This is a genomic window from Streptomyces sp. HUAS 15-9 (genome assembly GCF_025642155.1).
Taxonomy (GTDB): Bacteria; Actinomycetota; Actinomycetes; order Streptomycetales; family Streptomycetaceae; genus Streptomyces.
In genome coordinates this window covers 290,985-316,830 of the sequence record NZ_CP106798.1, presented here as the reverse complement: position 1 = coordinate 316,830, position 25,846 = coordinate 290,985, and the positions used below count along the sequence as shown (strand labels likewise).

At 69.9% G+C, this 25,846-nt stretch carries 22 protein-coding genes and 2 pseudogenes; 17 read left to right on the top strand and 7 right to left on the bottom strand.

The genetic code is table 11. The features are described 5' to 3' along the window. Positions 1-46: 46 nt before the first annotated feature. Positions 47-340 (bottom strand): hypothetical protein, encoded by a 294-nt coding sequence (locus N8I87_RS01285; protein WP_263216972.1) that lies wholly within the window; start codon positions 338-340, stop codon positions 47-49. A gap of 405 nt (positions 341-745) precedes the next feature. After that, positions 746-1,180 carry a hypothetical protein gene (locus N8I87_RS01280; RefSeq protein WP_263204825.1) on the bottom strand — a complete coding sequence of 145 codons (435 nt, stop codon included), beginning with the start codon at positions 1,178-1,180 and terminating at the stop codon, positions 746-748. A 354-nt stretch (positions 1,181-1,534) separates the two neighbouring features. Here N8I87_RS01280 and N8I87_RS01275 point away from each other — a divergent pair, with 354 nt between their 5' ends. The 3 genes and pseudogenes from N8I87_RS01275 to N8I87_RS01260 all read left to right on the top strand — a co-directional run bounded on the left by N8I87_RS01275 (position 1,535) and on the right by N8I87_RS01260 (position 4,254). Beyond that, positions 1,535-2,473 (top strand): DUF6924 domain-containing protein, encoded by a 939-nt coding sequence (locus tag N8I87_RS01275; RefSeq protein WP_263204824.1) that lies wholly within the window; start codon positions 1,535-1,537, stop codon positions 2,471-2,473. A gap of 550 nt (positions 2,474-3,023) precedes the next feature. Next, a pseudogene (locus N8I87_RS01265) lies at positions 3,024-3,688 on the top strand (nitroreductase). An 89-nt stretch (positions 3,689-3,777) separates the two neighbouring features. Continuing rightward, a pseudogene (locus N8I87_RS01260) lies at positions 3,778-4,254 on the top strand (hypothetical protein). Positions 4,255-4,291: 37 nt separating this feature from the next. On the opposite strand, the gene N8I87_RS01255 reads toward N8I87_RS01260, so the two are convergent. Then, positions 4,292-4,891 (bottom strand): hypothetical protein, encoded by a 600-nt coding sequence (locus N8I87_RS01255; protein WP_263204822.1) that lies wholly within the window; start codon positions 4,889-4,891, stop codon positions 4,292-4,294. 60 nt (positions 4,892-4,951) lie between these two features. On the opposite strand from N8I87_RS01255, the gene N8I87_RS01250 reads away from it, so the two are divergent. The 4 genes from N8I87_RS01250 (at position 4,952) to N8I87_RS01235 (ending at position 9,616) form a co-directional block, all read left to right on the top strand. Beyond that, the gene (locus N8I87_RS01250) at positions 4,952-6,337 is read left to right on the top strand and encodes a P-loop NTPase family protein (protein WP_263204820.1); all 1,386 of its coding nucleotides are present in this window, start codon (positions 4,952-4,954) and stop codon (positions 6,335-6,337) included. 452 nt (positions 6,338-6,789) lie between these two features. Next, the gene (gene tal / locus N8I87_RS01245) at positions 6,790-7,914 is read left to right on the top strand and encodes a transaldolase (RefSeq protein WP_263204819.1); all 1,125 of its coding nucleotides are present in this window, start codon (positions 6,790-6,792) and stop codon (positions 7,912-7,914) included. 9 nt (positions 7,915-7,923) lie between these two features. Next, complete coding sequence (locus tag N8I87_RS01240; protein ID WP_263204818.1) at positions 7,924-9,159, top strand: NAD(P)/FAD-dependent oxidoreductase; 1,236 nt, start codon at positions 7,924-7,926, stop codon at positions 9,157-9,159. A 37-nt stretch (positions 9,160-9,196) separates the two neighbouring features. Beyond that, a complete protein-coding gene (locus tag N8I87_RS01235) occupies positions 9,197-9,616 on the top strand; it encodes an STAS domain-containing protein (RefSeq protein WP_263204817.1) in 420 nt (139 codons plus the stop codon). A 114-nt stretch (positions 9,617-9,730) separates the two neighbouring features. On the opposite strand, the gene N8I87_RS01230 is transcribed toward N8I87_RS01235, so the two are convergent. Continuing rightward, positions 9,731-10,267 (bottom strand): DUF2249 domain-containing protein, encoded by a 537-nt coding sequence (locus N8I87_RS01230; RefSeq protein ID WP_263204816.1) that lies wholly within the window; start codon positions 10,265-10,267, stop codon positions 9,731-9,733. A 109-nt stretch (positions 10,268-10,376) separates the two neighbouring features. Here N8I87_RS01230 and N8I87_RS01225 point away from each other — a divergent pair, with 109 nt between their 5' ends. The 4 genes from N8I87_RS01225 to N8I87_RS01210 all read left to right on the top strand — a co-directional run bounded on the left by N8I87_RS01225 (position 10,377) and on the right by N8I87_RS01210 (position 15,272). Next, positions 10,377-10,727, top strand: a complete 351-nt coding sequence (locus tag N8I87_RS01225; protein ID WP_263204815.1) for a metal-sulfur cluster assembly factor — start codon at positions 10,377-10,379, stop codon at positions 10,725-10,727. Then, the gene (locus N8I87_RS01220) at positions 10,715-11,893 is read left to right on the top strand and encodes a DUF8744 domain-containing protein (protein WP_263204814.1); all 1,179 of its coding nucleotides are present in this window, start codon (positions 10,715-10,717) and stop codon (positions 11,891-11,893) included. The genes N8I87_RS01225 and N8I87_RS01220 overlap by 13 nt, the downstream gene beginning before the upstream one ends. Before the next feature lie 113 nt (positions 11,894-12,006). After that, positions 12,007-12,480 carry a hemerythrin domain-containing protein gene (locus N8I87_RS01215; RefSeq protein WP_263204813.1) on the top strand — a complete coding sequence of 158 codons (474 nt, stop codon included), beginning with the start codon at positions 12,007-12,009 and terminating at the stop codon, positions 12,478-12,480. Positions 12,481-12,632: 152 nt separating this feature from the next. Further along, positions 12,633-15,272, top strand: a complete 2,640-nt coding sequence (locus N8I87_RS01210; protein ID WP_263204812.1) for a multicopper oxidase domain-containing protein — start codon at positions 12,633-12,635, stop codon at positions 15,270-15,272. 58 nt (positions 15,273-15,330) lie between these two features. On the opposite strand, the gene N8I87_RS01205 is transcribed toward N8I87_RS01210, so the two are convergent. Continuing rightward, positions 15,331-16,146, bottom strand: coding sequence for a uracil-DNA glycosylase (locus tag N8I87_RS01205; protein WP_263204811.1), 816 nt, complete (start codon positions 16,144-16,146; stop codon positions 15,331-15,333). A 142-nt stretch (positions 16,147-16,288) separates the two neighbouring features. Between N8I87_RS01205 and N8I87_RS01200 the strand changes: the two genes are divergently transcribed. After that, positions 16,289-16,651 carry a DUF488 domain-containing protein gene (locus tag N8I87_RS01200; RefSeq protein ID WP_263204810.1) on the top strand — a complete coding sequence of 121 codons (363 nt, stop codon included), beginning with the start codon at positions 16,289-16,291 and terminating at the stop codon, positions 16,649-16,651. Positions 16,652-16,795: 144 nt separating this feature from the next. Continuing rightward, positions 16,796-17,350, top strand: a complete 555-nt coding sequence (locus tag N8I87_RS01195) for a DUF488 domain-containing protein (RefSeq protein WP_263204809.1) — start codon at positions 16,796-16,798, stop codon at positions 17,348-17,350. 41 nt (positions 17,351-17,391) lie between these two features. Here the strand turns inward: N8I87_RS01195 and N8I87_RS01190 are convergent, their stop codons facing one another. Both N8I87_RS01190 and N8I87_RS44705 read right to left on the bottom strand, forming a co-directional pair. After that, positions 17,392-17,739: a carboxymuconolactone decarboxylase family protein gene (locus N8I87_RS01190; RefSeq protein ID WP_263204808.1), complete on the bottom strand. Its 348-nt coding sequence runs from the start codon at positions 17,737-17,739 to the stop codon at positions 17,392-17,394. A 36-nt stretch (positions 17,740-17,775) separates the two neighbouring features. After that, the gene (locus N8I87_RS44705; protein WP_263204807.1) at positions 17,776-18,588 is read right to left on the bottom strand and encodes a glyceraldehyde 3-phosphate dehydrogenase NAD-binding domain-containing protein; all 813 of its coding nucleotides are present in this window, start codon (positions 18,586-18,588) and stop codon (positions 17,776-17,778) included. A 471-nt stretch (positions 18,589-19,059) separates the two neighbouring features. Between N8I87_RS44705 and N8I87_RS01180 the strand changes: the two genes are divergently transcribed. The 4 genes from N8I87_RS01180 to narI are packed head-to-tail and all read left to right on the top strand — an operon-like array spanning position 19,060 to position 25,830. Continuing rightward, complete coding sequence (locus N8I87_RS01180; protein ID WP_263216255.1) at positions 19,060-22,716, top strand: nitrate reductase subunit alpha; 3,657 nt, start codon at positions 19,060-19,062, stop codon at positions 22,714-22,716. Next, positions 22,716-24,374 (top strand): nitrate reductase subunit beta, encoded by a 1,659-nt coding sequence (gene narH / locus N8I87_RS01175; protein WP_263204806.1) that lies wholly within the window; start codon positions 22,716-22,718, stop codon positions 24,372-24,374. The genes N8I87_RS01180 and narH overlap by 1 nt, the downstream gene beginning before the upstream one ends. After that, on the top strand, positions 24,371-25,090 hold the full coding sequence (gene narJ / locus N8I87_RS01170; RefSeq protein WP_263204805.1) for a nitrate reductase molybdenum cofactor assembly chaperone: 720 nt from the start codon (positions 24,371-24,373) through the stop codon (positions 25,088-25,090). The genes narH and narJ overlap by 4 nt, the downstream gene beginning before the upstream one ends. Continuing rightward, complete coding sequence (narI, locus tag N8I87_RS01165; RefSeq protein ID WP_263204804.1) at positions 25,087-25,830, top strand: respiratory nitrate reductase subunit gamma; 744 nt, start codon at positions 25,087-25,089, stop codon at positions 25,828-25,830. Before narJ ends, narI begins: the two co-directional genes overlap by 4 nt. The last annotated feature ends 16 nt before the right edge of the window (positions 25,831-25,846 follow it).

Here is a 25,846-nt window from a genome sequence, read left to right as displayed (position 1 = left end):
ATGGTCACCGTGCGGTGCCCCGGAGCGGGAGAGGCGCCGGTGACCGTCAGCAGATGCCCTTCACGCAGATACCGCACGCCTCGGCGCCCATGCACCCCGCACGTTCCGCATCCGGCACGAGGCCCGGCCCACCCGAAGCCCGTCGGCCGCCGGGGCCCGCCGCGCGGAGAATGCCGCCCCTGCCCGGACGCCGGTGGCAGTACCAGGCCATGTTGGAGGTGAGCCCTGTCAACAGGATCCAGACGATGGCCACCACCCATGCGCCCCGGGCAAAGGAGACCGCGGCGGCGGTCGCGGACAGTACGGAGACGACGGCGGAGTACAACGCGAGACGGGGCATCTGGCGGCTCCTCTTCACGGGGCGGGTACGGGCACACCCACCGCTCACCCACCCGTGGCAGTGCGACCACGGCGGTACGGCGGACTGCCGGGGGACACGCAACTATCGCACCAGGGTGCAGCCGCCGTCCGGCCCTGGTGCACATGGGCCGTTCGGCCCTTACGCCCCGCCCCTGCTTGGTGGTTGCCTGGTGCGGCGGCCGGGTGCGTCGGCCTCTGCGGCTCCCCGTTCCCCCGTCCGGGAGGGAGACTGGCCGGCGCATCCGGTACGCACCGAGGGCCGCTTCGGCGCCCTCGCATCCGGGGCGGTCGTATGCCGGCCAGTCGCGTGGCGAGGAGAGCCGGTAACTCCTGCGGGAGTACCGCTGCAGATCCAGCCGCACTGGTGCCTTTCAGCCGGTGGCCCTCAGAAGCCCTTGCCTCGCAGCCAGCCGGTCCAGCTACCGCTGGTGCTCCGGGTGTTGTGCCACCAGTTGCTGTCCGTACCCACACAGGCGATGGTGATGGACCAGCCGTTCGACTTTGCCGGAAGCCCGTAGTTCGGATTGCAGACGCCGCCCATGTCCAGCCAGTTGCTGGTTCCCGAGGATGAGGACCAGCGCGACCACACGCTTCGGTCGGTTCCGGTGACGAAGACCTGGGGGTAGCCGTCCGGCTTGTTCCAGTAGACGACGTCGATGCCGGTGCCGAGGCAGTACCAGTTGCCGCCCCAGTTGGTGAAGTGGCACCAGCCGTCCGAGGTTTGGTAGGCCGATCCCGGGGTTGTCGAGGCCTGTACCCCCACCGCGGTGTCATCGTTCCCGGTCTGCGCTGCGGCTGCACCCGCGGCTGTGAAGGCCATGAGTGCACCCGCGGCCATCGCTGTCAATCGCCTGCTCAAAGTTCCCATGCGGAAAGGGACCTCTCTTCTCGTGGGTGGGTCTCAGTGGCTCGCATGACGGCGGCAGCCCTCATGGCGCACGACGAGCGCGGCGCAAATGTCGCGAGCGGACCAAACCCTAGTCGGTTCCTCATTTCCAGATGAAGTGGGTAATCGCGCCATCCGACATGCCGAGCAGGACTGTTTGCGGGGCTGTCTGAAAGCTTGTGCAGCAACGGCTCGTTCATTGAGGTGGGTTGATGCTGAAGTGCTCGGGCCTTTGGAGCGTGGGCCAGTGTCCTGATGCCCGCGCCAGTCCTTTGTCGGAGGAGTGTCATGTCTTTTCCCGAGCTTCCCCAGCCCGCGCCTGGTGAAGTGCTGCTGGTCTGCGCGTGCTACGAGGACGGCAAGACCCTGTGGGGAGGACTGCTCAACGAGATCGGGGGCCGACGGGAAGGCGACGTGCTCGTCCTCGGGGGCAGCGGGGTGCGGCTTCACCTGGTCGAAGGCCGCGGATGGGACCACCTGCACGGCGGTAACGTACCGGCGCTTGTCCCGGTCGGCGGCTTCGTGCCGCCGGTCGTCGTCCTGGCGGACATCCCTGTGGTGTACGGCGGAGACGGGCCGTTGCTGGTGGACCTGGCGGTGATACCCGGGCGCGGCGTCCGGGTCCCCTCGAGCCGGCTCGGCGAGATCCTGGCCGAACTGCTGGGCGGCGCGCTCGAGTTCGACGAGCTGGTGCGCCACATGGACAGGTACGGCATGTACCAGGGGGACGGTGGCCGGCCGGCCTTCCCCGTGCCGACGCAGCCGCGCCGGTCCTTCCCGGCACTGCCCTCCACCGCCACCTCTCTGCTGGTGCGAACCTCCTTCGACGACGGGGACGGCTGGCGTGCCCTGCTCGACGAGCTGGGAGGCGCCGACGAGGCCGGCTGGGTCGGCGCGGATCCGGACGCGGATGAGATCGACGTGGAGCACTACCCGTTGGAGGCGCTGACCCTCGACGACCGGGCCTTCGAGGGCCTCCTGCCGGGCCAGGTCCCGGCGCTGGTCCCACCCGGAGAACACACCACGCTCGTCGCGCTCGCCGACGCCAGGACCTTTGCCGAGCCCGGCCGACCGTTGACCGTCGTCGACCTGTACGACACCCCGGGGCAGCCCGCCGTGCTGCCATGCCGCATGGTCGGATCGATGGCGTGCAACCTGGAGATCGGCAACATGGACTTTTGCGAGTGGGTCGCCGAGGAGGGCATGGAGCCGTGGTGGGAGGGATGATCCGGGAATCTCCGACCGGGGTCAGGTGCGGTCGGCATGGCGAGCTCGGTCCGGGCGATGAGGCCGATGTGGTTGCTGACGGTGGTCTGGGCGACGAACACGGGGCGTGGAGGCGTAGGGCTCGTCGTCGCGGCCGGCACGGTGATGTTCAGGAGGGTGAGCTTGGCCGCGGTCGCCGGGCCTGTCGGCTCCTTGACCAGGCCGCGGCGGCCGACGTCGCCCACCCATTGGCGAAGGATGCACTCGCCACGAGGCGACCGCTGAACCCCGCGAGTGAACGACAAGCGCGTCGATGAGGCCACCGGCGAGCGCTGACGGTTCTCCTCGGCGATCCTGCCGCCGTGGTGTCGAAAGTCCCCGAAGATCGCCGAGGTGCTGCCGCTGCTGGTCTCACCGAGCTACTGCTGTCACACCTGCCCTGACACGCGGACCATCAACGATCCACAACTATTGACAATTACTCCACGTGCGATCCGGATCACCTGTTGCCTCTTGTGCGTGCTGAACACGGTAGAGAGGTTACTGTCGTTGAGTGAGAGGAAGGACCGACGTGGATGTGCATGAAGCCGTGGACAGTCGCCGGGCTGTGCGGGCGTTCAGTGATGAACCGGTATCCAAAGAGATACTCGAACGCGTGCTGGCCGCGGCGACGCGGGCTCCGTCGAGTGCGAATCTCCAGCCGTGGCATGTTTATGTCGTGACCGGCGAGCCTTTGGCCTAGCTGAGGAGGCGCGCAACGGCCGGGGCACTGGCGGGAGACCCGGGGGATGAGCGGGAGTGTCCGATGTACCCGGCCGAACTGACCTCGCCGTACGTGGACCGTTTTTCCGCAGCGGCTGCTCAGCGGTACAAGGCACTGGGGATCGAGCGCGACGACCCCGACAGGCCCATGAAGATCGCCGCCTTGAACTCGGAGGCGTTCGGGGCCCCTGTCGTGCTGTTCTGCTACCTCGATCGGACGATGGGGCCGGGGCAGTGGGGGACGCGGGGATGCACTTGCAGACGGTCATGCTGCTACTGAGGGCGGAAGGGCTGCACAGCTGTCCTCAGGTGATGTGGACGATGTATCGCAAGACTGTCAGCCAGATCGTCGGAGCCGATGACGGGCTCGTGCTGTTCTGCGGTGTCGCGGTGGGATTCGAGAAGGAGGGCGTGCCACGGCTGCGTACCGGGCGGGCAGACATGACAGAAACAGTCAGCTTCATCGGCGTGTGACCAGGCATGTCGGTCCGGCGTCGGCCCCGACCCTCAACCGGTCCGGTCGGCCACAGCGAGGTCGTCTCGAAGATCGGCGGCATGGCACGATGACCACCATGTCAGGTCAGGTCTGGGTGTCCCTCATATCGTTGGGCGGCGTTGTCCTCGGCGGCATGTTGTCCTACCTCGTCCAACACAGAACTCAACTGTGAGCGGAACACGCTGAACAGCAGCGGCAGCGGACCGCGCTGTCAGAGACGCGGCGTGCGGAACGGCTGGCGCTGCTGGAGCGGTTCATCGAGGTGTCGGCAGAGGCCGAACGCTGCGCCTATACTCGGCCGTCCGAGTGGGAGGACACCGATGCCTGGTACCTCACCACCCGGGACATCATGGCCAGGTTCTGGGTCGCGGATCGGCTCATCCGCATCCAATTCCCCCTGCCCGTACACGACGCCGCACACGCGCACTTCCTCGACCTCAACCGGACCGTGTGGGAAGGATCGGCCGACGGCGAGAGTGTGCGGGATTACCTGGAGGACAACCGGCTGGCGTTTCTGGACGCCGCTCGTGCGGTCATGGGGTAGCGCACCGCCACCCCCGAAGACGGTTTACGGAACAGCCTCAGGGTGACGTGGTCAGCGCGGTGCGTGCAGCGGTGAGAAACGCGCTGTGCGCGGTTTGGGCGTCAGGGGCCGCGGCGCCGGCATCAAGGGCGCGATGCAAGGCTTCGGCGGCGATCGTCACTGCGTCGGGGCCTTCGAGGCGAACCACGTTGAGCGCTTCCAGGACTGCTGCCATCGCTGTGTTGTATTCCCGCCGGCGGGGCGTCGCGTCCGCCGTGCCCAGCGCGGTCTGCCAGGTATTCCGCAGGTGGCGTGCGGTGTCGGCGCGGCCCAGAAAGGTGACGTAGGCAGCGCGTCGGACTTCGCGTTGCGCGGCGAGCGCCTGCGCGTTCAAGGTCTGGCCTGCCACGCTGAGTTGGGCGTCGGCCTGGAGTCTGCCCGCCTCCCACGCGGCAGCCGCCTGCTGTCGGCCTGCCTCCCATGCGGCGTCGGCCTGACGCTGCCCGGCCGCCCAGGCCGCATCCGCCTGGCGGGCCGCGGCGTCCAACGCCCCCTGAACCTGCCGTTTGGCTGCCAGGAAGGTGAACCACCCGGTCACCAGACCGCCGCCGACTGCCGCGCCCGCAGAGATCAGTGCCGTCGTGGTTTCGCTGTCCACGTTGCCCCCCGTCACCGGACGTTCTGTTGTCCCTGTGCAGCGTCCCCAGCATGGGCCAATATGGACGCCATGGGGGAGCGATCGCCACACTCCGGTGCCGATGGCGGCGTACGACTGGGACGGCCCATCGGGCAGTGGGATCCGCACGATCTGGAAGTTCATCCCGCGGGCGCCGCTACGGCAACCGGCGCTGATGGAGCGCACGTTGCGGTTCGCCGACGGCTCCCCGGCTATGTGCCCCGCGAGCATGACCGCCTCCTGGCCGAAGCCGTGTACGACGCCGCCGAGGGACGGAGTCGGGCGGTGATCCTGGTCGGCGCATCGTCGACCGGTAAGACGAGGGCTTGTTGGGAGGCCGTGCAACCTCTCGCCGATCACGGTTGGCAGCTGTGGCACCCCTTCGATCCCACGCGAGCCCAAGCCGCGCTCGAGGGTCTGCACCGCGTGGGTGCCAAGACCGTGGTGTGGTTGAACGAAGCGCAGCACTACCTGGGGGATCCCCGGACAGGGGAGCATGTCGCAGCTCAGCTCCACGACCTGCTCACTCGCCCGGAACGCGGACCGGTGCTGGTGCTGGGCACGTTGTGGCCCGAGTACGCCCACCAGTACGTCGAAGTGCCCAACCCCGGCGAACCCGCCCCGCACAGCCGGACGAGGGAACTCCTGGCAGGCCGTACCGTCACCGTTCCTGACACCTTCAGTGCCCAGGCCCTTGAAACCGCAGCCGCTCTGGCGGAAGGCGGCGACCAGCTCTTGGCCGACGCACTCACTCGCGCCCGCGATCACGGGCGCCTCGCCCAGGATCTGGCCGGAGCGCCTGAACTTCTGACCCGCTATCAAACCGCGACTCCGCCCGCCCGTGGCATGCTCGAAGCGGCGATGGACGCTAGGCGCCTCGGTGTCGGACTTGCCCTGCCCCAGGCCTTCCTCACGGATGCCGCCACCGACTACCTGAGCGACCGCGACTACGACCTGCTCGCCGAGGACTGGGCTGAGCAGGCGTACGCCGAACTCGCCCGCCCTGTCCACGGCAAGCAAGCAGCTCTACGCCGCGCCAACCCCCGGCCTCCATGCCGACCGCCCGGCAGCTGCGCCCCCAGCTCGGAATTCTGGCGGGTCGCGGGAACCCTGTACCGGCTGGCGGACTACCTCGAACAACACGGACGTGAAACCCGTCGCCTGCTGTGCCCACCTGCTTCGTTCTGGCAGTGGCTCATACCCACCTCGTCCGCTCCGACGACCTGGCCAACCTGGCCGCTGCCGCTGACTCGCGCTACCGCATGCAATGGGCCCACCATCTGTGGCCCAAAGCCGCCAACACCGGTGACGCACAGGCCCTGCTCGCCCTGGCCAGGAGGCGGGAGACAGTCGGCGACACCGACGGCGCGGAAGCGGCATACCGGCAGGCAGCCGAGGCCGGCAGCTCACAGGCCCTTCTTCACCTGACCCTTCAGCGCGAGGAGACGGGAGAGCCGGAAGCTGCCGATGCGTTCGCCCGGCAGGCTGCCGACGGCGGCGATACCCGCCCCCTCCTCCACCTGGCCAGGAGACGGCATGCCGCAGGGCACAGCGTCGCAGCCGATGCCGCCTATCGGCAGGCTGCTGACTTCGGTGACACCCGGGCGCTTCGCGACCTGCCCGCATACGGGAAGCGGTCGGCGACGGGGACGGTGCCGAAGCACTCGCCCGGAAGGCTGCCGAGTTCGGTGACACCCGCTCTCTTCGAACTCGGTCCGCTCGCGGTTTGCCCCGCGCCGTTGCTGGCCACCCGCACTGGTGGACGAGGGACCGGGCCGGAGCGCCGGCGTGCCCCCCGGCATGCGGTGGGCCGCTTGGTCGATGACCATGGAAATATACCGGAACCCCCTGCTCAGGGTCCTGCTCCCTGGGAGGACATCATGAGCGATGCTCTTGCCCGGCTCCGCGAGGCCGGGGTGTCGATCTGGCTGGACGATCTGAGCCGCCGACGGCTGGTGGACGGCAGCCTCTCCCGGCTCGTGCGCGACCGGCATGTCGCCGGGGTGACGACCAACCCGACGATCTTCGCGCACGCCATCGAGGGCAGCGACTGTTACGACGACCAGATCGCCGACCTCGCACTGCGCCGTGTCGGGGTGGAGGAGGCGCTGCGGGCGCTCACCACCTTCGACGTCCGCTGGGCGTGCGACGTGCTGCGGCCCGTACACGAGGCATCCGGTGGTACGGACGGGCGGGTGTCGATCGAGGTGGACCCGCGGCTGGCGCACGACACGGCGCGCACGGTCGCCGAAGCCCGGGCGCTGTGGTGGCTGGTGGACCGGCCGAACCTGTTCGTGAAGATCCCCGCCGCCCGGCAGGGCCTGAAGGCGATCAGCGCGTGCCTGGCCGAGGGCATCAGCATCAACGTCACCCTGCTGTTCTCACTCGACCGTTACGACCAGGTGGTGGAGGCGTTCCTGACCGGGATGGAGGGCGCCCGGGAATCCGGACACGACCTGGCCGACATCGCGTCCGTGGCCTCCTTCTTCGTCTCCCGGGTGGACACCGAGATCGACCACAGGCTGGACCAGGTGAGCGGTGAGAAGGCCGTCGCGCTGCGCGGCCGGGCCGCGATCGCCAACGCCAGGATCGCCTACGAACACTACGAGCGGTTCTTCACCTCCGAGCGGTGGCTGCGACTGCAGGAGGCAGGTGCCCGGAGGCAGCGACTGCTGTGGGCGTCCACGAGCGTGAAGGACCCGGCCTACGACGACACCCGGTACGTGACGGACCTGATCGCCCCGGACGTGGTCAACACCATGCCGGAGGCGACGCTGAACGCCGTCGCCGACCACGGCATCGTCCCGGCACGCGGCATCCGCGACACCTACGGCGAGGCGCACACCGTGCTCGAGGAGCTCGCCGGTGTCGGAGTCGACTACGCCGACGTCGTGCAGCTGCTGGAGGAAGAGGGAGTGGCGAAGTTCGACAAGAGCTGGGACGAGCTGGCCGGGAAACTCACGGCCGCCCTGAACGAGCCGGTCAGCGGTCGCACGGAGAGGTAGGCAGGCACGATGGCACCATCCACGTTTCTCATCGTCGGGGCGAGCCTTGCCGGAGCCAAGGCCGCCGAGGCACTGCGCAAGGGCGGCTTCGACGGCCGCATCGTGCTCCTGGGACAGGAACAGGAGGTGCCGTACGAGCGGCCGCCTCTGTCCAAGGGCTACCTGATGGGCAAGCAGGACCGCGAGACGATCTTCGTGCACCCCTCGCAGTGGTACACCGACAACGCGATCGACCTGCGGCTGGGCATCACGGCCACTGCCCTCGACCCCAGCGGCAAGACGGTCACCGTCTCCACCGGGGAGACGGTCGGCTACGACGGGCTGCTGCTGGCCACCGGTGCGAGCCCGCGCCCCCTTCCGGTCCCCGGCGCCGACCTGGACGGCGTGCTCTACCTGCGCAGCGTGCAGGACAGTGAACGTATCAAGGACATCTTTCAGCACGCTTCCCGCGTCGCGTTCGTGGGCGGGGGCTGGATCGGCCTGGAAGTGGCCGCCGCGGCCCGGGAGGCAGGTGTCGAGTCGACCGTCCTGGAAAGGGGTGAGCTGCCGCTGGGCCGGGTGCTGGGCCCACAGGTCGCGCAGGTCTTCGCCGACCTGCACCGTGAGCACGGTGTGGATGTGCGGGTGTCGGCACACGTCAGCGAGATCCTCGACGGAGGGGGCGGGAAGACGGCCGGTGTGAGGCTTGCGGACGGCTCGGTCGTCGAGGCCGACGCTGTGGTGGTCGGCATCGGTGCCGCCGCAAACACCGCCCTGGCCGCCGACGCCGGGCTCCAGGTGGACATCGGCGTCGTCGTGGACGCGGCCCTGCGCACCTCCCACCCGGACATCTACGCGGCCGGCGACGTGGCCAGCGCGTTCCATCCGCTGCTGGGCAAGCACATCCGCGTGGAGCACTGGGCCAATGCCCTCCACCAGCCCGAGGTGGCCGCACGCTCGATGCTGGGCGAGCACGCCTCCTACGACCGGGTGCCGTACTTCTTCACCGACCAGTACGACCTCGGCATGGAGTACGCGGGTCATGCCGAACCCGGCAGCTACGACGACGTGGTCATCCGCGGTGACCTGGAAAGCCGGGAGTTCATCGCCTTCTGGCTCGCCCACGGGCGGGTGCTGGCCGGGATGAACGTCAACATCTGGGATGTCAACGACGCCATCCAGCAATTGGTCCGCTCCGGCAGCACGGTCGAGCGCGCTGCGCTCGCCGACCCCGACGTGCCACTCGACCAGCTGATCGCCGCCTGAACGGGCAGCAGGGGTCCGGACATGAAGAGAGACGGCCATGCGAACGAACATCATCCGGCACGAGAGCATGATGGTGAGCTATGACGTGGTCAATGGGTGGACCGTTGTCGAGATCGACGGTGAGGTGGACGCCCACACCGCCCCCATGCTCCGCGAAGCGGTGATCAATCTTGTCGATGAGGGACACCGCCACTTCGTCCTGGACCTGGGCTTCGTCACCTTCATGGACTCGATGGGGCTGGGCGTGATCGTGGCGATCACGAAACGCATCCGTGAACGCGAAGGCTCGCTGCGTATCGCGTCCGTCTCCGGCCGGATGCTGCGGATCTTCGACCTCAGCGGCATGCGCGAGAGCTACGAGATCTGCCCCTCGTCGCAGGAGGCGACGCAGTCGGTTCCCTTGCCCGGCAGCCTCGCGCACTGGCCGCATCCCGCCGAGGGGACCGACCCCGCTTGATCCAGAGGTGCGGCCGGCTCCCTCCCAGCGGATCGACGCCGCCGAGGGCGGTGCGCCCACTTGTCGGCGGTACTGACCGACGTGGGCATCGCCCCGGGCGGCGTCGAGAGCAGGTCAGGCGGCGACGCTTCCGATGCGGACCTTCCACACCTCCGGACCCTGCTCCAGGTACTCCCAGGTGAACTGGTCGGCGTGCTCGGCGGCGAGCTGGTAGTACAGCGGCTTCGGGTCATGGTCGTTGACGAGGATGAAGTGCTCGCCGGCGTCGAGCGCGCCGTAGGTGGCGAAGATGAGTTCGTGCCTGCGTGCGGGGATCTCCTGGCGGACGTCCAGTTCGGTGTTGGCCGCGGTCATGGTGTTCTCCTTGCTTGACGAGTTTTCGCCGGCCGGCAGGCGGGCGAGGTAGTGGAGCAGGCCGTTCATCCGTTCGGCCGCACGCGGGTGGTCGGCGCGCAGTGCCGACCAGGCTCGGCCGGCGATCCGGCTGGCCAGTTCCACCTGTCCGGCGCCGCCGAGAGCGCGCAGGGCGCGCACCAGCAGATCGACGACTGCCGCCATCTCCGTGTCCGTGCCCCTGCTCCGGTGCGCGGGCGGTTCGGCGACCGTCTCGATGTCCGCGTTGCGCTGGACGGGAATGTTCGGTCCAGTCATCGTCGGCTCCTCCCTCGGCTGACACAGCTCCAACTTGTTTTTACAATACCACTCGTTTAAATATGGGTCGGAGGTGGTGATGGATGACCACCCGCGAAGGGAGACGTTGATGACACGCCAGGACAAGCCGCTCGATCTGGCCGCCATGGCCGCCGGGCCGGTGACCGACGATCTGGTGCTCGAGTTGCTGAGTGACGTGATCGACCCCGAGCTGGGCGTGGACATCGTCAACCTCGGATTGGTCTACGGCGTCGAGATCGGCGCCGACGCGGTCGTGGTGCGGATGACGCTGACCACACCCGGCTGCCCGCTGCACGCGTATCTGGACGACGAGGTCAACCGCTGCCTCGCCCAACTGCCCGGCGCGCCGGAGATAGTGGTGGATCTGGTGTGGGAACCCCCGTGGGAGCCGGAGATGATGACCGATGAGGCCAAGGGGATGCTCGGATGGTCCCAGTGACCCGGGTGGCCGCGGCGGCCGCGGTGTCCGGGCCGGCCCGCCGCACGGGGCGGTCCCCCTGGGCGGCGCCCGTCATGGCCCTCGGAGCGGTGGCGTTGCTGGCCGGGCTGTGGGCGGGGCTGCTGCGCCTGGGGCTGCGGGTACCGGGCGGACACACCGATCTGGCCGCGTTGCACGGCGTGTTGATGCCGTTGGGGTTCCTCGGGACGCTCATCGCCGTCGAGCGTGCCGTCGCGCTGAGTCAAGGATGGGCGTGGCTGGCGCCGGCGGCCAGCGGAATCGGCTCGCTGTGGCTGATCGCCGGGCTGCCGGCCGGCACCGGTCAGATGCTGATCACCGTCGCCGGGTTCGGGCTGCTGGCGGTGTTCGCGGAACTGCACCGCATCCAGCCCTCCATGCACAACGCCGTCCAGGGCGCGGGGGCCGCCTGTTGGTGCGCGGCCGGGATGCTGTGGCTCGCCGGCCGGGACATCGGCGTGCTGGTGCCATGGCTGGCCGGGTTCCTGGTCCTGACCATCGCCGGTGAACGCCTGGAGCTGTCCCGTCTGGTCGTGCTCACCGCACGCGGCCGGGCGCTGTTCGCCTGCGCGGCCGCGGTACTGCTGGCCGGGCTGGGCGGCTCGGTGGCCACTGCGGCGATCGGGGTACGGGTGGCCGGCCTGGGGTTGCTCGCTCTGGCCGGCTGGCTGGCCAGGTACGACATCGTGCGCCGGACGATCCGGATGGGCGGGGTCACCCGGTACATGGCCGTCGCGCTCGCCGCCGGGTACGTGTGGCTGGCGGTCGCGGGCGTGCTGTGGTCGGTGTTCGGCCAACGGGCCGCCGGGGCCTCCTACGACGCCATGCTGCACGCCGTGTTCCTGGGCTTCGTCTTCTCCATGGTCTTCGCGCACGCCCAGGTCATCGTGCCCGCGGTGCTGCGGGTACGGCTGCCGTACCACCCGGTCGTCTACCTGCCGCTCGGTCTGCTGCACGCCTCGCTCGTACTGCGGCTGGTCGGCGGTGACGCGATGGGCGGCACGGTGGCCTGGCAGGTCGGTGGTGTGATGAACGAGGTGGCCGTGCTGCTGTTCCTGGCCCTGACCGCGGCCACCGTGGTCAGAGCCCGACGCCGGGCCACGGGCGTGGCCGACCGCACGGGCCCACCCGTGACCGGTGCGCGCTGACACGCGCAGTCGTACGACCAACGCTGCGGTGTGAACAGCAGAGTTGGTGTCAATTGAAGTCGAGACACGGCCGATCGCACCTGGGTGGGACGGCCCATGGACAGGAGGGCCCGATGGGCATCGAGACAGTGGCCGAGGCGCTGGAGCGCGAGCATCACGAGATCGATGAGGGCATCGAGACATTCACCGCCGCCATCGCCGGCGGCACACCGGATGCGCAGCCGCTCACCCGCGCGGTGGCGGCCTTGCGCCGGCACATCTACCTGGAGGAGGAGTTCCTCTTCCCGCCGCTGCGGGCGGCAGGTCTGGTCATGCCCGTGTTCGTGATGGTGCGTGAGCACGGGCAGATGTGGAAGATCCTGGACGCGCTCGACGACGAACTGCGCGACGGGACCGTACGCGCATCCGTTGCGGACCTACTGCGCGATCTCCAGGAAGAGCTGACAGCCCACAACTCGAAGGAGGAGCAGATCCTCTACCCGCAGACCGAGCAGGTGCTGACCGTGGAGGCCAAGGCCGAACTGCAAGAGCTGCTCGAGGTGGGGCGGACACCCGAGGGATGGGTGTGCGAGGCACTCCGTTCCTGACACGGCCCATGTGTCGGGAGCACCGCTCGACCAAGGGACCTTCGTCCCTGTCGAACGCGTAGGGCGCACCGTACCCTGGCTTTGTTTCTACTATCGGTATTGTAAAAATCAATGGGTGGTTGAGCGGGTTGAGTGACCATGGACCGGATCCGGTGCCGAGCTATCGGCGCCCGCCGCTGACCGAAGGTGCCTCGTCGCGCCGCCGCCGACACGCCGTGGCCGCAGGCCTGATCGCCGGCTACCTCGCGGCCGCCGTCTGTGCGGTGGCCGCGCACCGCCTGGTGGCCGTGCCGCAATGGCTGGCGCTGCACCTGCTGGTGCTCGGTGCGGCGAGCAACGCCGTGTTCGTCTACAGCCGCCACTTCGCCCAGGCACTGCTGCACGCACGGCCGGGATCCGAACGACCGGCTCACGCCCGGTTGGCCGGATTCAACCTCGGCGCGGTCGCCGTCCTGACCGGCATGTCCGCGGGACTGCCGTGGCTGGCCGTGGCCGGGGCCGTCCTGGTGATCACCGCGGTGATCGCGCACACGGTCAGCCTGGTCGGCATGGCGCGGGCCGCGAGTCGGTCGGGGCGGCTGCGGATCGTGGCGTGGTACTACGTCGCCGCAGGCACCGCCCTGGCCATCGGCGCGACCCTGGGCGGGCTCATGGCCGGCGGCGCGGTGCGCTCGACCCGCTGGGAGCAGGCCCTCCTTCTCGCCCATGCCCACCTGAACCTGCTGGGCTGGCTCGGCCTGGTCGTGGTCGGCACCCTGTTCATGCTCTGGCCGGCGGTCCTGCGCACCCGCATGGCCGACACCGCGCCGCGTTGCGCGCGGCAGGTCCTGGTGATCACCGTCATCGGTCTGGCGGTCGCGGTTGCCGGTGAGCTCCTGTCCGGGCTGCTCACGCCGGCGCACTGGCCGGCCGCGGTCGGCATGGGCGGCTACACCGCCGGTGTGGCGTACTCACTGCGGCCCGTCGTCGCCGAGGTGCGCGTCAAGCCGCCGCGCACGGCCGCACCCGGGGCTCTCCTGGCCGGTACCGGCTGGCTGCTGGCCGCCCTGACCGTCGACGTCGTCGGCCTCGCCCTGGGGAATGCGACTGCCGTCGGCCTGCTCGGCAGACTCCTGGTGCCCATGCTGGGTATCGGCGTGGTTGCCCAGATCCTGACCGGCGCGCTGACCTTCCTTCTCCCGGTCACGGTCGGCGGCGGCCCCGTCGGCAACCGCCGGATGACCGAGGTGCTTGAGCACGCCTGGGTGCCGCGTTCCCTCTTCGCCAACCTCGGGGTACTGCTGCTGGCCCTGCCCACCTCGGGCGGGCCACGCGTACTGGCGTGGACCCTCGTCGTGATCGGGATCGGCTCGTTCCCGGCGCTCGTCGTCGCCTCCCTGCTCGCAGTCCGCCGACCCGCCACCTCCACCGGCGGCGACACCACCGACGCACCGGTGCGGCGGAAGCGCCCGGCGGGTCGTACGACTCTCGCCGTCGGGTCCGTGATCGCCGTGATCGCAGTTCTCGCCCTGATCGGGGCCGGTACCGGCATCTGGTCCGGCCACACCACCGACGCGACCAGCGGTTCGGCCACGACGGCGACATCCGGCGTCCCGGTGTCGGTCACCCTGGACGAGTTCAGCGTCACGCCCTCCACGATCACCGTCGCTCCGGGCACCGACCTGACCGTGACCGTGCACAACGTCGGCGGGATGAGCCACAACCTCGTCCTCGACGGCCGGCACGGCACCAGGATGCTGGCGCCCGGCGGGAAGCAGACCGTCGACCTGGGCACCGTCACCCACGACGAACGGGCCTGGTGCACGGTTCCGGGTCACCGCGCCGCGGGCATGGTCCTCACCATTCGCACCACGACCTCCACCTCCCCGCGCGCGGCCACCCGACAGAACCCGAACCCGTCCATGCCCGGCATGGACATGAGCGGCAGGGACGCGTCCCCGTCACCGGCCTGGCGGCCCTACGACCCGACCCTGCGTCCGGCCCCCGGTGGCACCGAACACCACCTGACGCTGCGCGTCGAGCAGACCACCGTCGAGGTCTCCCCGGGCGTACGACAGCGGGTCTGGACCTACAACGGCACCGTGCCCGGCCCCGTACTGCACGGCCGGGTCGGCGACCTGTTCACCGTGCGCGTGATCAACAGCGGGAACATGCCGCACTCCATCGACTTCCACGCCAGCCAGGTCGCCCCGGACACGGCCATGCGGGACATCCCGCCGGGCGGCGAACTGACCTATCAGTTCCGCGCCGATCACGCCGGAGCCTGGCTCTACCACTGCGCCACCGCGCCGATGATCCAGCACCTCGCCATGGGGATGTACGGCGCGGTGATCATCGATCCGCCCACGCTGGGCCGGGTCGCCGTATCGGAGGTGCTGGTGCAGTCCGAGTTCTACCTCGGCGCGAAGGGCGGTGTGCCCACCATGTCGCAGTTGCTCGCGGCGAAGCCGGACCTGGTCGTGTTCAACGGCTACGCCGACCAGTACCGTCACGCTCCCATCCATGTGCCGGCCGGGAAGCGCATCCGGCTGTGGCTGGTGGACGCCGGGCCCAACGAGCCGAGCGCCTTCCATGTCGTCGGCGCCCAGTTCGACACCGTCTTCAAGGAAGGGGCCTACCAGTTGAAGCCCGGAAACCCCGCCCATGGAGCGGCCCAGGAACTGGACCTGCAGCCCGGCGAGGGCGGCTTCGTGGAATTCACCCTGCCCCAGCGCGGCACCTACACCCTCACCACCCACCGCCTGGCCGACGCCGAACGCGGCGCCATGGGCACCATCGTCGCCGGACCATGACCCACCGACCCACCCCGGCCTCGCACTGTCGACACCGTCGACCGGGGCGGCCGATCGCCTATCGCGGGAACGGGCGCGGCGGGTGTGAGCGCCGCGTCGTCGCGTGCGGTGGAGGGAGTCCGGCGGCCTCGGCCCCGCGGCGCAGTACGTCGCGGAGCATGGCGGGGGTCAGGGTGCGGGTGGACATGTTGCGTCGGCTGGGGTGGTAGCCCCCGACCAGGTGCAGCGGCCGCCCGCCGCCGGGACGGGTGAGCAGTGTCTCGGCGCCGTGCCCGAAGACCGGGCGTGGGCGGGGCATCTGCCATCCCGCTTCCGCGAGAACCGGCAGCAGCGCCTGCCAGGCGAACGCCCCGAGCACCACGATCGTCCGCAGGCTGGGCCGCAGCGGTTCCAGCTCGTGGGCGAGCCAGGGCCGGCAGGTGTCGCGCTCACCGGTGGTGGGCCGGTTGTCGGGCGGAGCGCAGTGCACCGGTACCGTGATCCGCACCCCGTACGGCTCCAGCCCGTCGCCCCGGTGGGTGGCGGTGGGCTGGGAGGCCAGCCCGATGTCGTACAGGGCGGCATACAGTGCGTCACCGGACGGGTCACCGGTGAAGATGCGCCCGGTGCGGTTGCCGCCGTGCGCGGCCGGAGCCAGACCGACGATCGCCAACGGTGCGTCCGCCGGACCGAATCCGGGCACCGGACGCGCCCAGTACTCCCAGTCCCGAAACGCCCTGCGCTTGACCCGCGCGGCCTCCTCCCACCAGGCCACCAGCCGTGGGCAGGCCCGGCAGGTGGCGATCGCCGCGTCGAGTTCGCACCGCGAGCCCGTTCGGGGAGCGGTGCGCGCGGGGAAGTCGGGCTTCTGCGTCGCCTGGCGGCTGCTGCGCATGCTCGGCCTCCTCCACGTCATGGTCGCACCGGTCGCACCTGGGCGGTGGCCGATAAAATGGACCCATCACCGTATGCAGTGCGGTACGAGCCGTCCACCGGCTCCCGGCCGGGGCGGCCGACCCGGTTCGGAGGGTGGCGTCATGGTCAAGCAGATCACCTACCAGCGAGTCTACGAAGAGAGCTCTCCCGCCGACGGCAAGCGTGTCCTGGTCGATCGAGTCTGGCCGCGGGGGATGCGCAAGGAGGAGGCGCACCTGGACGAGTGGCTGCGCGACGTGGCCCCGTCCACCGATCTGCGCAAGTGGTACGCCCACGATCCCAGCCGTTTCACCGAGTTCCGCCGCCGCTATCTGGCGGAACTGCGCGATGCCGGACACCGGCAGGCCGCGGAGCATCTGCGGGACATTGCCGCGCACGACAGGCTCACGCTGCTGACCGCCACCCGGGACGTGGACCACAGCCAGGCCGCGGTCCTGGCCGAATGGCTGGCCAAGAAGCAGTGACCGGCGCCTCGATGCGCAGGCCGGCACGGCCGCGGACGTGGATCGTCGGTGGCGGGCACGGGGGCATGCACGTGGCGTTGCTGCTGCGGCGCGTGTTGGCCACCGGCAGGCTGAGGTCACCGTCGCCGACGCCAAACGCGGGCGATGCACCGTAAACGGCCGGGGACAGCACCGGTGGTGACGCTGCTGACGTTCGGGCACGGCACCGAGGGACACGCACAACTGGCCGCGCTGCTGCACGGTGCCGGTGTACGGGCCGTCGTCGATGTACGGACCGCGCCCGGCAGTCGGCACAACCCGGACGCGGGCCGGGAGGCACTGCGGCGGTGGCTGCCGGAGGAGGGGATCGACTACCGGTGGGAGCAACGGCTGGGCGGCTTTCGGAAAGTGGCCCCGGATTCTCCCGACGTCTACTGGGAGAACGCCTCCTTCCGGGGATATGCGGGCTACACCCGCGACCCGGACTTCCTGGCGGCGATGGGGGAGTTGCTGCGCCAGGCGGCCGACGTCCGTACCGCCGTGATGTGCGCCGAGTCCGTGTGGTGGCGCTGCCATCGGCGGATCATCGCCGACTTCGCCGTCCTCGCGTGCCACGCCCGTGTGTGGCACTTGGCCCACGACGGCCGGCTCACCGGGCACCGTCCGACGGCGGGCGCCCGGCTGCGCGAGGACGGGCTCCTCGTCTACGACCGCGTGTGACCGCCGCGTGGGACGGGAAGTGCCGGACTCTTCGCCGGCGGTCAGGCCTGGGTGTGGGGTGAGGTCTCCTTCATCGCGTGCAGGGCGAGCGTGGAGTGAGCGTAGGCGCCGCCGGCGCGCATCTCGGCTGCGACCCAGATGGCCTCCATGATCTCCTCGGGGCTGTTCCCCTTGCGTCTGGCCAGTCGGGTATGCCCCTGGATGCAGTAGGGGCACTGGGTGACGTGGGCCACGGCCACGGCGATGAGTTGCTTGGTCTTCTCGGGGAGCGCGCCGTCGGCGAACACGGCGCGGCTGAAGTTCTCGAACGCTTCGTTCACGGCCGGGGCGAGTTGGGCGCGGCGGGCGCCGATCTCGGGCGTGGCCGGGTGGTAGACGGACTCGTTCATCGCTGTCTCCGATCGTGGGGAAGGCGGCTTGCCGGATCAGGTGAGAGCGGTGGCGCACGCCTTGACGATCAGGTTGTCGATGCTGACGCGGGACTCACCGGGAAGTTGGCCAGGGCCATGGCGAAGAGGTTGGACCCTCCTGGATTCGGAACCGAGGCCCTGGGGTCGCCGATGATGTCCGTGGAGACCAACGGCTCCTCGGCGACGCCGCGGTAGCGGTCGCTCGTGGCCTCCTTGCGAAAGGGGTCGTTGACCTCCTGGGTACTGGTGGGCTGGGCGGTGACCCGCGTGATGTCGGCGATCGAACCGACCGGCACGGGTACCCGGATCGCCACGCCGTCCAAAGGCCCGGCCAGTTGGGGAAGCGCGCGTGGTGGTCAGCGCCGCTCCCGTGGTCGCGGGAACCATGTTGACGCCCGCGCAACGGCCGCGCCGGACGTCCTTGCCGGGGCCGTCGACGAGCCGCTGGCCCGCGGTGTAGGCGTGCACGGTGGACATGACCGCCCGCTCGATGCCGATCCGCCGGTCCAGTACCTCGACCACCGGGGTGATGCAGTTGGTGGTGCAACTCGCGCTGGAGATGACCTGCCTGCCCCGCGGCGCCCGGTTCACCCGGTGGACGACCGTGGCGACCGTCTCCGTCCGTGCCGGCGCGTACAGGATGACAAAGCTCACGGTGACGGGCTTGCCGTAGCGGCCGTAGACGCTGTCGTGCGCGAGCAGGCAGGCGAGGTTGTCCGCCTCGATGAGGTCGTTGACGGCGGCGACTTCGACGCCCTCCACCTCGTGCAGGATCTTCAGCGCGGCACGTCCGATGCGCCCGAGCCCGTTGACGGCGACTTTCGGCATCCCGGACGTCCCTTCTGTGCGTGTGCGGCCTTTCTGTCCGTCCTATCACCGCAAGTCGGACTCCGACCGGCGACATTGAGCCACTGGAGGGAGCACCGCAGGCCGGTGGGACGCCGGTACCGACCCGATGAGGTGGTGCAACCGGTGCTCCGGAGCGCCGAGCACCAGCGCGTAGGCCTGACAGGGGGACGGGACTGATGTACCGCATGTCCGCGCACCCGCTCCCCGTCGTATCGCCCCTTGGGCGGCCCAGGCGTCGGCCCGCTGCTCATGGCCATGTGGGACTGTCCCATCGGTGTTGGTTTCACGCGGGCTGACGGAGTGTCGGTGTGTTTGCCCCGGTGCCGACAAGCATGGTGGTCACGACACCCGACGGCCGGGAAACGCGCAGGGCATGCGGGACGCACAGCGCTCCCCGAGGAGGCGAATGGCGTGAACTCCGACCGAACCGATGCCGCGACGGAACGGCTGATGCGTGCCGCGCAGTACTTCTTCCCCGGTACGCAGTCACCCGACCGGCGGATGCTGTACCGCGAGGGCGGCCGGGAGGCGGAGGAGTTCTACCACGAGCGGTGGCGCCACGACCGGGAGGTGCGCTCCACACACGGGGTCAACTGCACCGGATCGTGCTCGTGGCGGGTGTTCGTCAAGGACGGACTGATCACCTGGGAGACCCAGGCCACCGACTATCCGTCCGTCGGCCCCGACTCGCCGGAGTACGAGCCGCGGGGCTGCCCGCGCGGTGCGTCGTTCTCCTGGTACACCTACTCGCCCACCCGCATCCGCTGCCCGTATGTGCGCGGCCCGCTCCTGGAACTGTGGCGGCGGGCGAAGGCGCGGCACCCCGACCCGGTGGAGGCGTGGGAGTGGCTGACCTCGGACCCCGAGCGGCGCGCCGCGTACAAGCGGGCGCGTGGCAAGGGCGGCTTCGTGCGCTGCGGCTGGCAGGAAGTGACCGAACTGGTGGCGGCGGCGCAGGTGCACACGGTCAAGCGGTACGGCCCCGACCGCATCGTGGGTTTCTCCCCGATCCCGGCGATGTCCATGGCCTCGTACGCGGCCGGTACCCGGTACCTGTCGATGATCGGCGGGACGATCTCCTCGTTCTACGACTGGTACGCCGACCTGCCGATGGCCTCACCGCAGGTGTTCGGCGACCAGACGGACGTGCCGGAGTCCGGCGACTGGTGGAATGCCGGCTACCTGATCGTGTGGGGCACGAATCTGCCGATCACCCGCACGCCGGACGCGCACTTCATGACCGAGGCCCGCTACAAGGGGCAGAAGGTCGTGGTGGTCTCACCGGACTACGGCGACCACACCAAGTTCGCCGACGACTGGCTCGCGGCGGCTCCCGGTACGGACGGCGCGCTGGCCATGGCCATGGGGCATGTGATCCTGACCGAGTTCTACCGCGACCGGCAGGTGCCGTACTTCACCGAGTACGCGAAGACCTACACCGACCTGCCGTTCCTGGTGCGGCTGCGCGAGCGCGACGGCGGCGGGTACGTGCCGGACAAGTTCCTCACCGCCGCCGACCTGCCCGGCACGGACATGGAGGCGGCCGAGTTCAAGACCGTGCTGCTGGACGCCCGTACCGGCGGGCCCGCCGTGCCCAACGGATCGCTCGGCTTCCGGTGGACGTCCCCGGACGACTCGCGGGAGCCGCGGTGGAACCTGCGGCTGGACGGCATCGACCCGCTGTTGTCCCTGCACCGGCGCCCCGACGGCGAGGCGGTGGCGGTCGACCTGCCCCGCTTCGACGCCGGCCCCGGGGAGTCCGGGGGAGTGCTACGGCGCGGCGTGCCGGCGACCCGGGTCGGAGGCCATCTCGTGACCACCGTGTTCGACCTGGTGCTGGCCCAGTACGGGGTGGCCCGTGAGGGTCTGCCGGGCGAGTGGCCGAGCGGTTACGACGACGCGGACAGCCCGTACACCCCGGCCTGGCAGGAGACGATCACCTCGGTGCCGGCGAAGGCCGCCGCCCGGGTGGCGCGGGAGTTCGCGCGCAACGCCGAGCGCACCGACGGCCGTTCGATGATCGCGATGGGGGCGGGCACCAACCACTGGTTCCACTCCGACCAGATCTACCGGGCCTTCCTCTCCCTGGTGATGCTGACCGGCAGCCAGGGCGTCAACGGCGGCGGCTGGGCGCACTACGTCGGCCAGGAGAAGGTGCGCCCGCTGACGGGCTGGTCCCATCTCGCGTTCGGCCTGGACTGGCAGCGGCCCACCCGGCACATGGTGGGCACACCGCTGTTCTGGCTGGCCACCGACCAGTGGCGCTACGAGGCGTTCCCCGCCGACACACTGGCGAGCCCGCTCGGGCAGGGGCGGCTGGCGGGACGCACCCTGCCGGACTGCAACGCGCTGGCCGCCCGGCTGGGCTGGATGCCCTCCCACCCGACGTTCGACCGCAACCCGCTCGACGTGTGCGACGAAGCCGAACGGGCGGGCAAGGAGGTCTCCGACCACGTCGTCGACGAACTGAAGGCCGGACGGCTCAGGTTTGCCGCCGAGGACCCCGACGACCCCGCCAACTTCCCCCGCGTCCTGCTCATCTGGCGCGCGAACCTCTTCGCGTCGTCGATGAAGGGCCACGAGTACATGCTGCGACACCTGCTCGGCACCGACGACGCGGTGACCGCCGCCGAGACCCCGCCGGAACTGCGGCCCAGGGACGTCAACTGGCGGGAGCCGGCCCCGGTCGGCAAGCTCGACCTGTCGGTCGCGGTCGACTTCCGCATGACCAGCACCTGCCTGTTCTCGGACGTCGTACTGCCCGCGGCGACCTGGTACGAGAAATACGACCTGTCCTCCACCGACATGCACCCCTTCGTGCACGCCTTCAACCCGGCCATCGCACCGCCCTGGCAGACCCGCACCGACTTCGACATCTTCCACACCGTCGCGGCCGAGTTCTCCCGCCTGGCCGAAACCCACCTCGGGGTGCGCCGTGACGTCATCGCGGCCCCGCTCGCTCACGACACGGCGGACGAAATGGCGCAGCCGCACGGGCGGGTGCGGGACTGGAAGGCCGGGGAGTGCGAGCCGGTACCCGGCCGCACCATGCCGAAACTGATCGTGGTGGAAAGGGACTACACCAAGGTGGCCGAGAAGATGGCCGCCGTGGGACCGCTGCTGGACCGCCTGGGCACCACCACCAAGGGCCTGACCTGGAAGCCGGAGGAGGAGATCGACTACCTGCGCCGCCACAACGGCACCGTGCGCGGCGGCGTCGCCGACGGGCGTCCCTCGATCGCCCGCGACGACCAGTTCTGCGAGGCGGTCCTCGCCCTGTCCGGCACCACCAACGGCCGTCTGGCCGTCGAGTCGCTGCGCGCGCTGGAGAAGCGCACCGGCGTGGAGCTGGTGGATCTGGCCGAGGAACGCTCCGGCGACCGCATCACCTTCGAGGACACCCGCACCCAGCCCCGCGCGGTGATCACCTCGGCGGAGTGGTCCGGCACCGAGTCCGGCGGCCGCCGCTACTCCCCGTTCACCGTCAACGTCGAGCGCCTCAAGCCCTGGCACACCCTCACCGGCCGCCAGCACTTCTTCCTCGACCACGACTGGATGACCGAGTTCGGCGAGCAACTGCCCGTCTACCGGCCGCCGTTGAACATGCTCGCCCACTTCGGCGACCCGACCCGCTCACCGGACGGCCGCCCGGAACTCGTGGTGCGCTACCTGACCCCGCACTCGAAGTGGTCGATCCACTCCGAGTACCAGGAGAACCTGCACATGCTCACCCTCTTCCGGGGCGGCCCGGTGATCTGGATGAGCCCGAAGGACGCGGAGAAGATCGGCGTGGCCGACAACGACTGGATCGAGGCGTACAACCGCAACGGCGTGGTCGCCTGCCGCGCAGTGGTCAGCCACCGGATGCCCGAGGGAACGGTGTACATGTACCACACCATCGACCGGCACCTGAACGTGCCGAAGACGGAGACCTCCGGCCTGCACGGCGGCGGCGACAACTCCCTCACCCGCCTGCTGATCAAACCCACCCATCTGATCGGCGGCTACGCCCAGTTCTCCTACGCCTTCAACTACATCGGCCCCACCGGCAACCAACGGGACGAGATCACCGTCATCCGGCGGCGCGCACAGGAGGTGGAGTTCTGATGGCCCGTGCCGCAGGCACCATCGGACGCTGTATGGCGCAAGTGGCGATGGTCATGAACCTCGACAAGTGCATCGGCTGCCACACCTGCTCGGTCACCTGCAAACAGACGTGGACCAACCGGCCCGGATCCGAGTACGTCTGGTTCAACAACGTCGAGACCAAGCCCGGCGCCGGCTACCCCCGCCGCTACGAGGACCAGGAGCAGTGGAAGGGCGGCTGGACCCTCGACCGCCGGGGCAGGCTGACGCTCAAGGCCGGCGGCCGGGTGCGCAAACTGCTCAGCCTCTTCTACAACCCCGACCTGCCCTCACTCGACGACTTCTACGAGCCGTGGACGTACGACTACCAGAGCCTGACCACCGCGCCGCTGTCCGACAGTTTCACCAGTGCCCAGCCCAAGTCACAGCTGACCGGCCGGGACATGCGGCCCGCACACGGCCCGAACTGGGACGACGACCTCGCCGGAGCCGCCGGGTACGCCACCACGGACCCGAACCTGAAGGGTCTGTCGGAGCGGGTGCGGATGGAGTTCGAGCACACCTTCATGTTCTACCTGCCGCGGATCTGCGAGCACTGCCTCAACCCGTCCTGCGTCGCCTCCTGCCCGTCCGGGGCGATGTACAAGCGGGAGGAGGACGGGATCGTCCTGGTCGACCAGGACCGCTGCCGCGGCTGGCGGTTCTGCGTGTCGGGGTGCCCGTACAAGAAGGTGTACTTCAACCACCGCACCGGCAAGGCCGAGAAGTGCACCTTCTGCTACCCGCGTATCGAGGCCGGACAGCCCACCATCTGCTCCGAGACCTGCGTGGGCAGGCTTCGCAGCCTCGGCGTCATGCTGTACGACGCCGACGCCGTCCTCGAGGCGGCCTCGGTGAAGGACGACAAGGACCTGTACGAGGCACAGCTGTCGGTCTTCCTCGACCCGTACGACCCGGCGGTGCAGGAGGCCGCCGAACGCGACGGCATCGCCCACGACTGGATCCGGGCCGCCCAGCGATCCCCCGTGTACGCGCTGATCAAGCAGCACCGGGTGGCACTCCCGCTGCACCCGGAGTACCGCACCATGCCCATGGTCTGGTACGTCCCGCCGCTCTCCCCGGTGGCCGACGCCGTGCACGCCACCGGCTACCACGACGACGACCCCGACCGGATCTTCGCCGCCATCGAAGCGCTGCGCATCCCGATGGACTACCTGGCCAACCTCTTCACCGCCGGGGACACAGCCGTCGTCGAGGGAGTGCTGCGCAAACTGACCACCATGCGCGCCCATATGCGCGCCAAGCAGCTCGGCGACCCGGCGCCGCAGGAACTGCTGGAGCGGGTGGGCGCGAGCGCCGCCGACATCGAGGACCTGTACCGGCTGCTCGCCATCGGCAAGTACGACGAGCGGTACGTCATCCCCAAGGTGCACGCGGAGGGCAGCGGTGCGTTGATGGCCCAGCACTGCGCCCTGGACTACCCCGGTGGCGTGGCCGACCTCGCCACCCACGACGAGGACCAGCGGACCGCCGCTCCGCCACCCCTGCCGGGTCTGGCACCGTCGGGCGGCGGCAGCCAGTTCCGCGACAGCGACGGACAGGTGCGCTTCAACCTCCTCGGCTGGAACGGCAACGGCCCCGCCCCCGGCCTCTTCGGCAGCGACGGGAGCGGCCGGTGATCCCCCGCCGCGCCCGCCGGGCGGAGGCCGACACGCCCCTGGTGCACCGCATCACCTCGGTCCTGCTGCGCTACCCCGACGAGACGGTGCTCACCTGCCTCGACGACGTCGCCGCCGTACTGCCCTCCCTCGCCGACGCGGCCGACCGTGCCCGGCTCGCCGCCGTCTGCGACCACCTGCGGTGCCTGCCCCCCAACGAGGCCGCCCAGCGGTACGTCGAGACCTTCGACCACACCCGCAGTCGCAGCCTGCACCTGACCTACTACCGGCACGGTGACACCCGTGCCCGCGGCATGGCCCTGCTCGCCCTCAAACACGCCTACCGACAGGCCGGCCATGAACCGCCCGAGGCGGAGCTGCCCGACTTCCTGCCGCTGATCCTGGAGTTCGCCGCCGTTGCCCCCGAACCGGGCCACCGCATCCTGCTGCAGTGCCAGGCCGGCCTCGAACTCCTCCGCCAGGCGCTCCACGAGCACTCCACCCCGTACGCCGGCGTCATCGACACGCTCTGCGGCCGACTGCCCGAACCGACCCGCCGTGAGCGTGACACCTGGCGCAGGCTGGCCGCCGAGGGGCCACCGGGCGAACACGTCGGCCTGGAACCCTTCGGGCCACCGGAACACACCGGACTGGACCCCCACCCCGCGCCCGGGCGACCGGTGCCGCTCCCTTACCCGACCACGAGAGCATTCCTGAGCGCCAAGGAGAGCCGATGAGCTCCTGGGACCTGTGGTGGTGGGTCATCCTGCCCTACCTCGCCCTTGCCACCTTCGTCGTCGGCCACGTCTGGCGCTGGCGCTACGACCAGTTCGGCTGGACCAGCCGCTCCACCCAGCTCCAGGAGCGCACACTGCTGAAATGGGGCGGCCCGCTCTTCCACTACGGCACCTTCGCCGCCATCGCCGGACATGTGATGGGCATCCTCGTCCCCGAATCGTTCACCCGCTGGCTGGGCATCCCGGAGGACACCTACCGCTGGTTCTCGTCCATCGGCGGCACCGTCGCCGCGCTCGCGGTCATCTTCGGCGTGGTGATCCTCGCCTTCCGCCGCACCACCGTGCCCCGGGTGCGGGCCACCACCAGCCCCGTCGACTGGCTCGCCCTGATCCTGCTGGCGATCGTGATCGTGCTGGGCATCATCCCAACGATGGGTGTCAACCTCCTGGGAGCCGGCTACGACTACCGGCAGAGCGTCGCCCTGTGGTTCCGTGGCCTGTTCGTCGGCAACCCCGACGTCGACGCGATCTCACACGCCCCGCTCATCTACCAGATCCACGCCACCGCCGCCTGGGCCATCCTCGCCGTGTGGCCCTTCACCCGGCTGGTCCACGCCTGGAGCATCCCGCTGTGGTACCTGTGGCGGCCGTTCGTCCTCTACCGCGCCCGCGTCGCCACGCATCCCGCGGAACCGGGCACGAGCGGACGCCGTTGGCGCCGCATCGGTGTCCGCTACTGACACAGAAACGGCACAC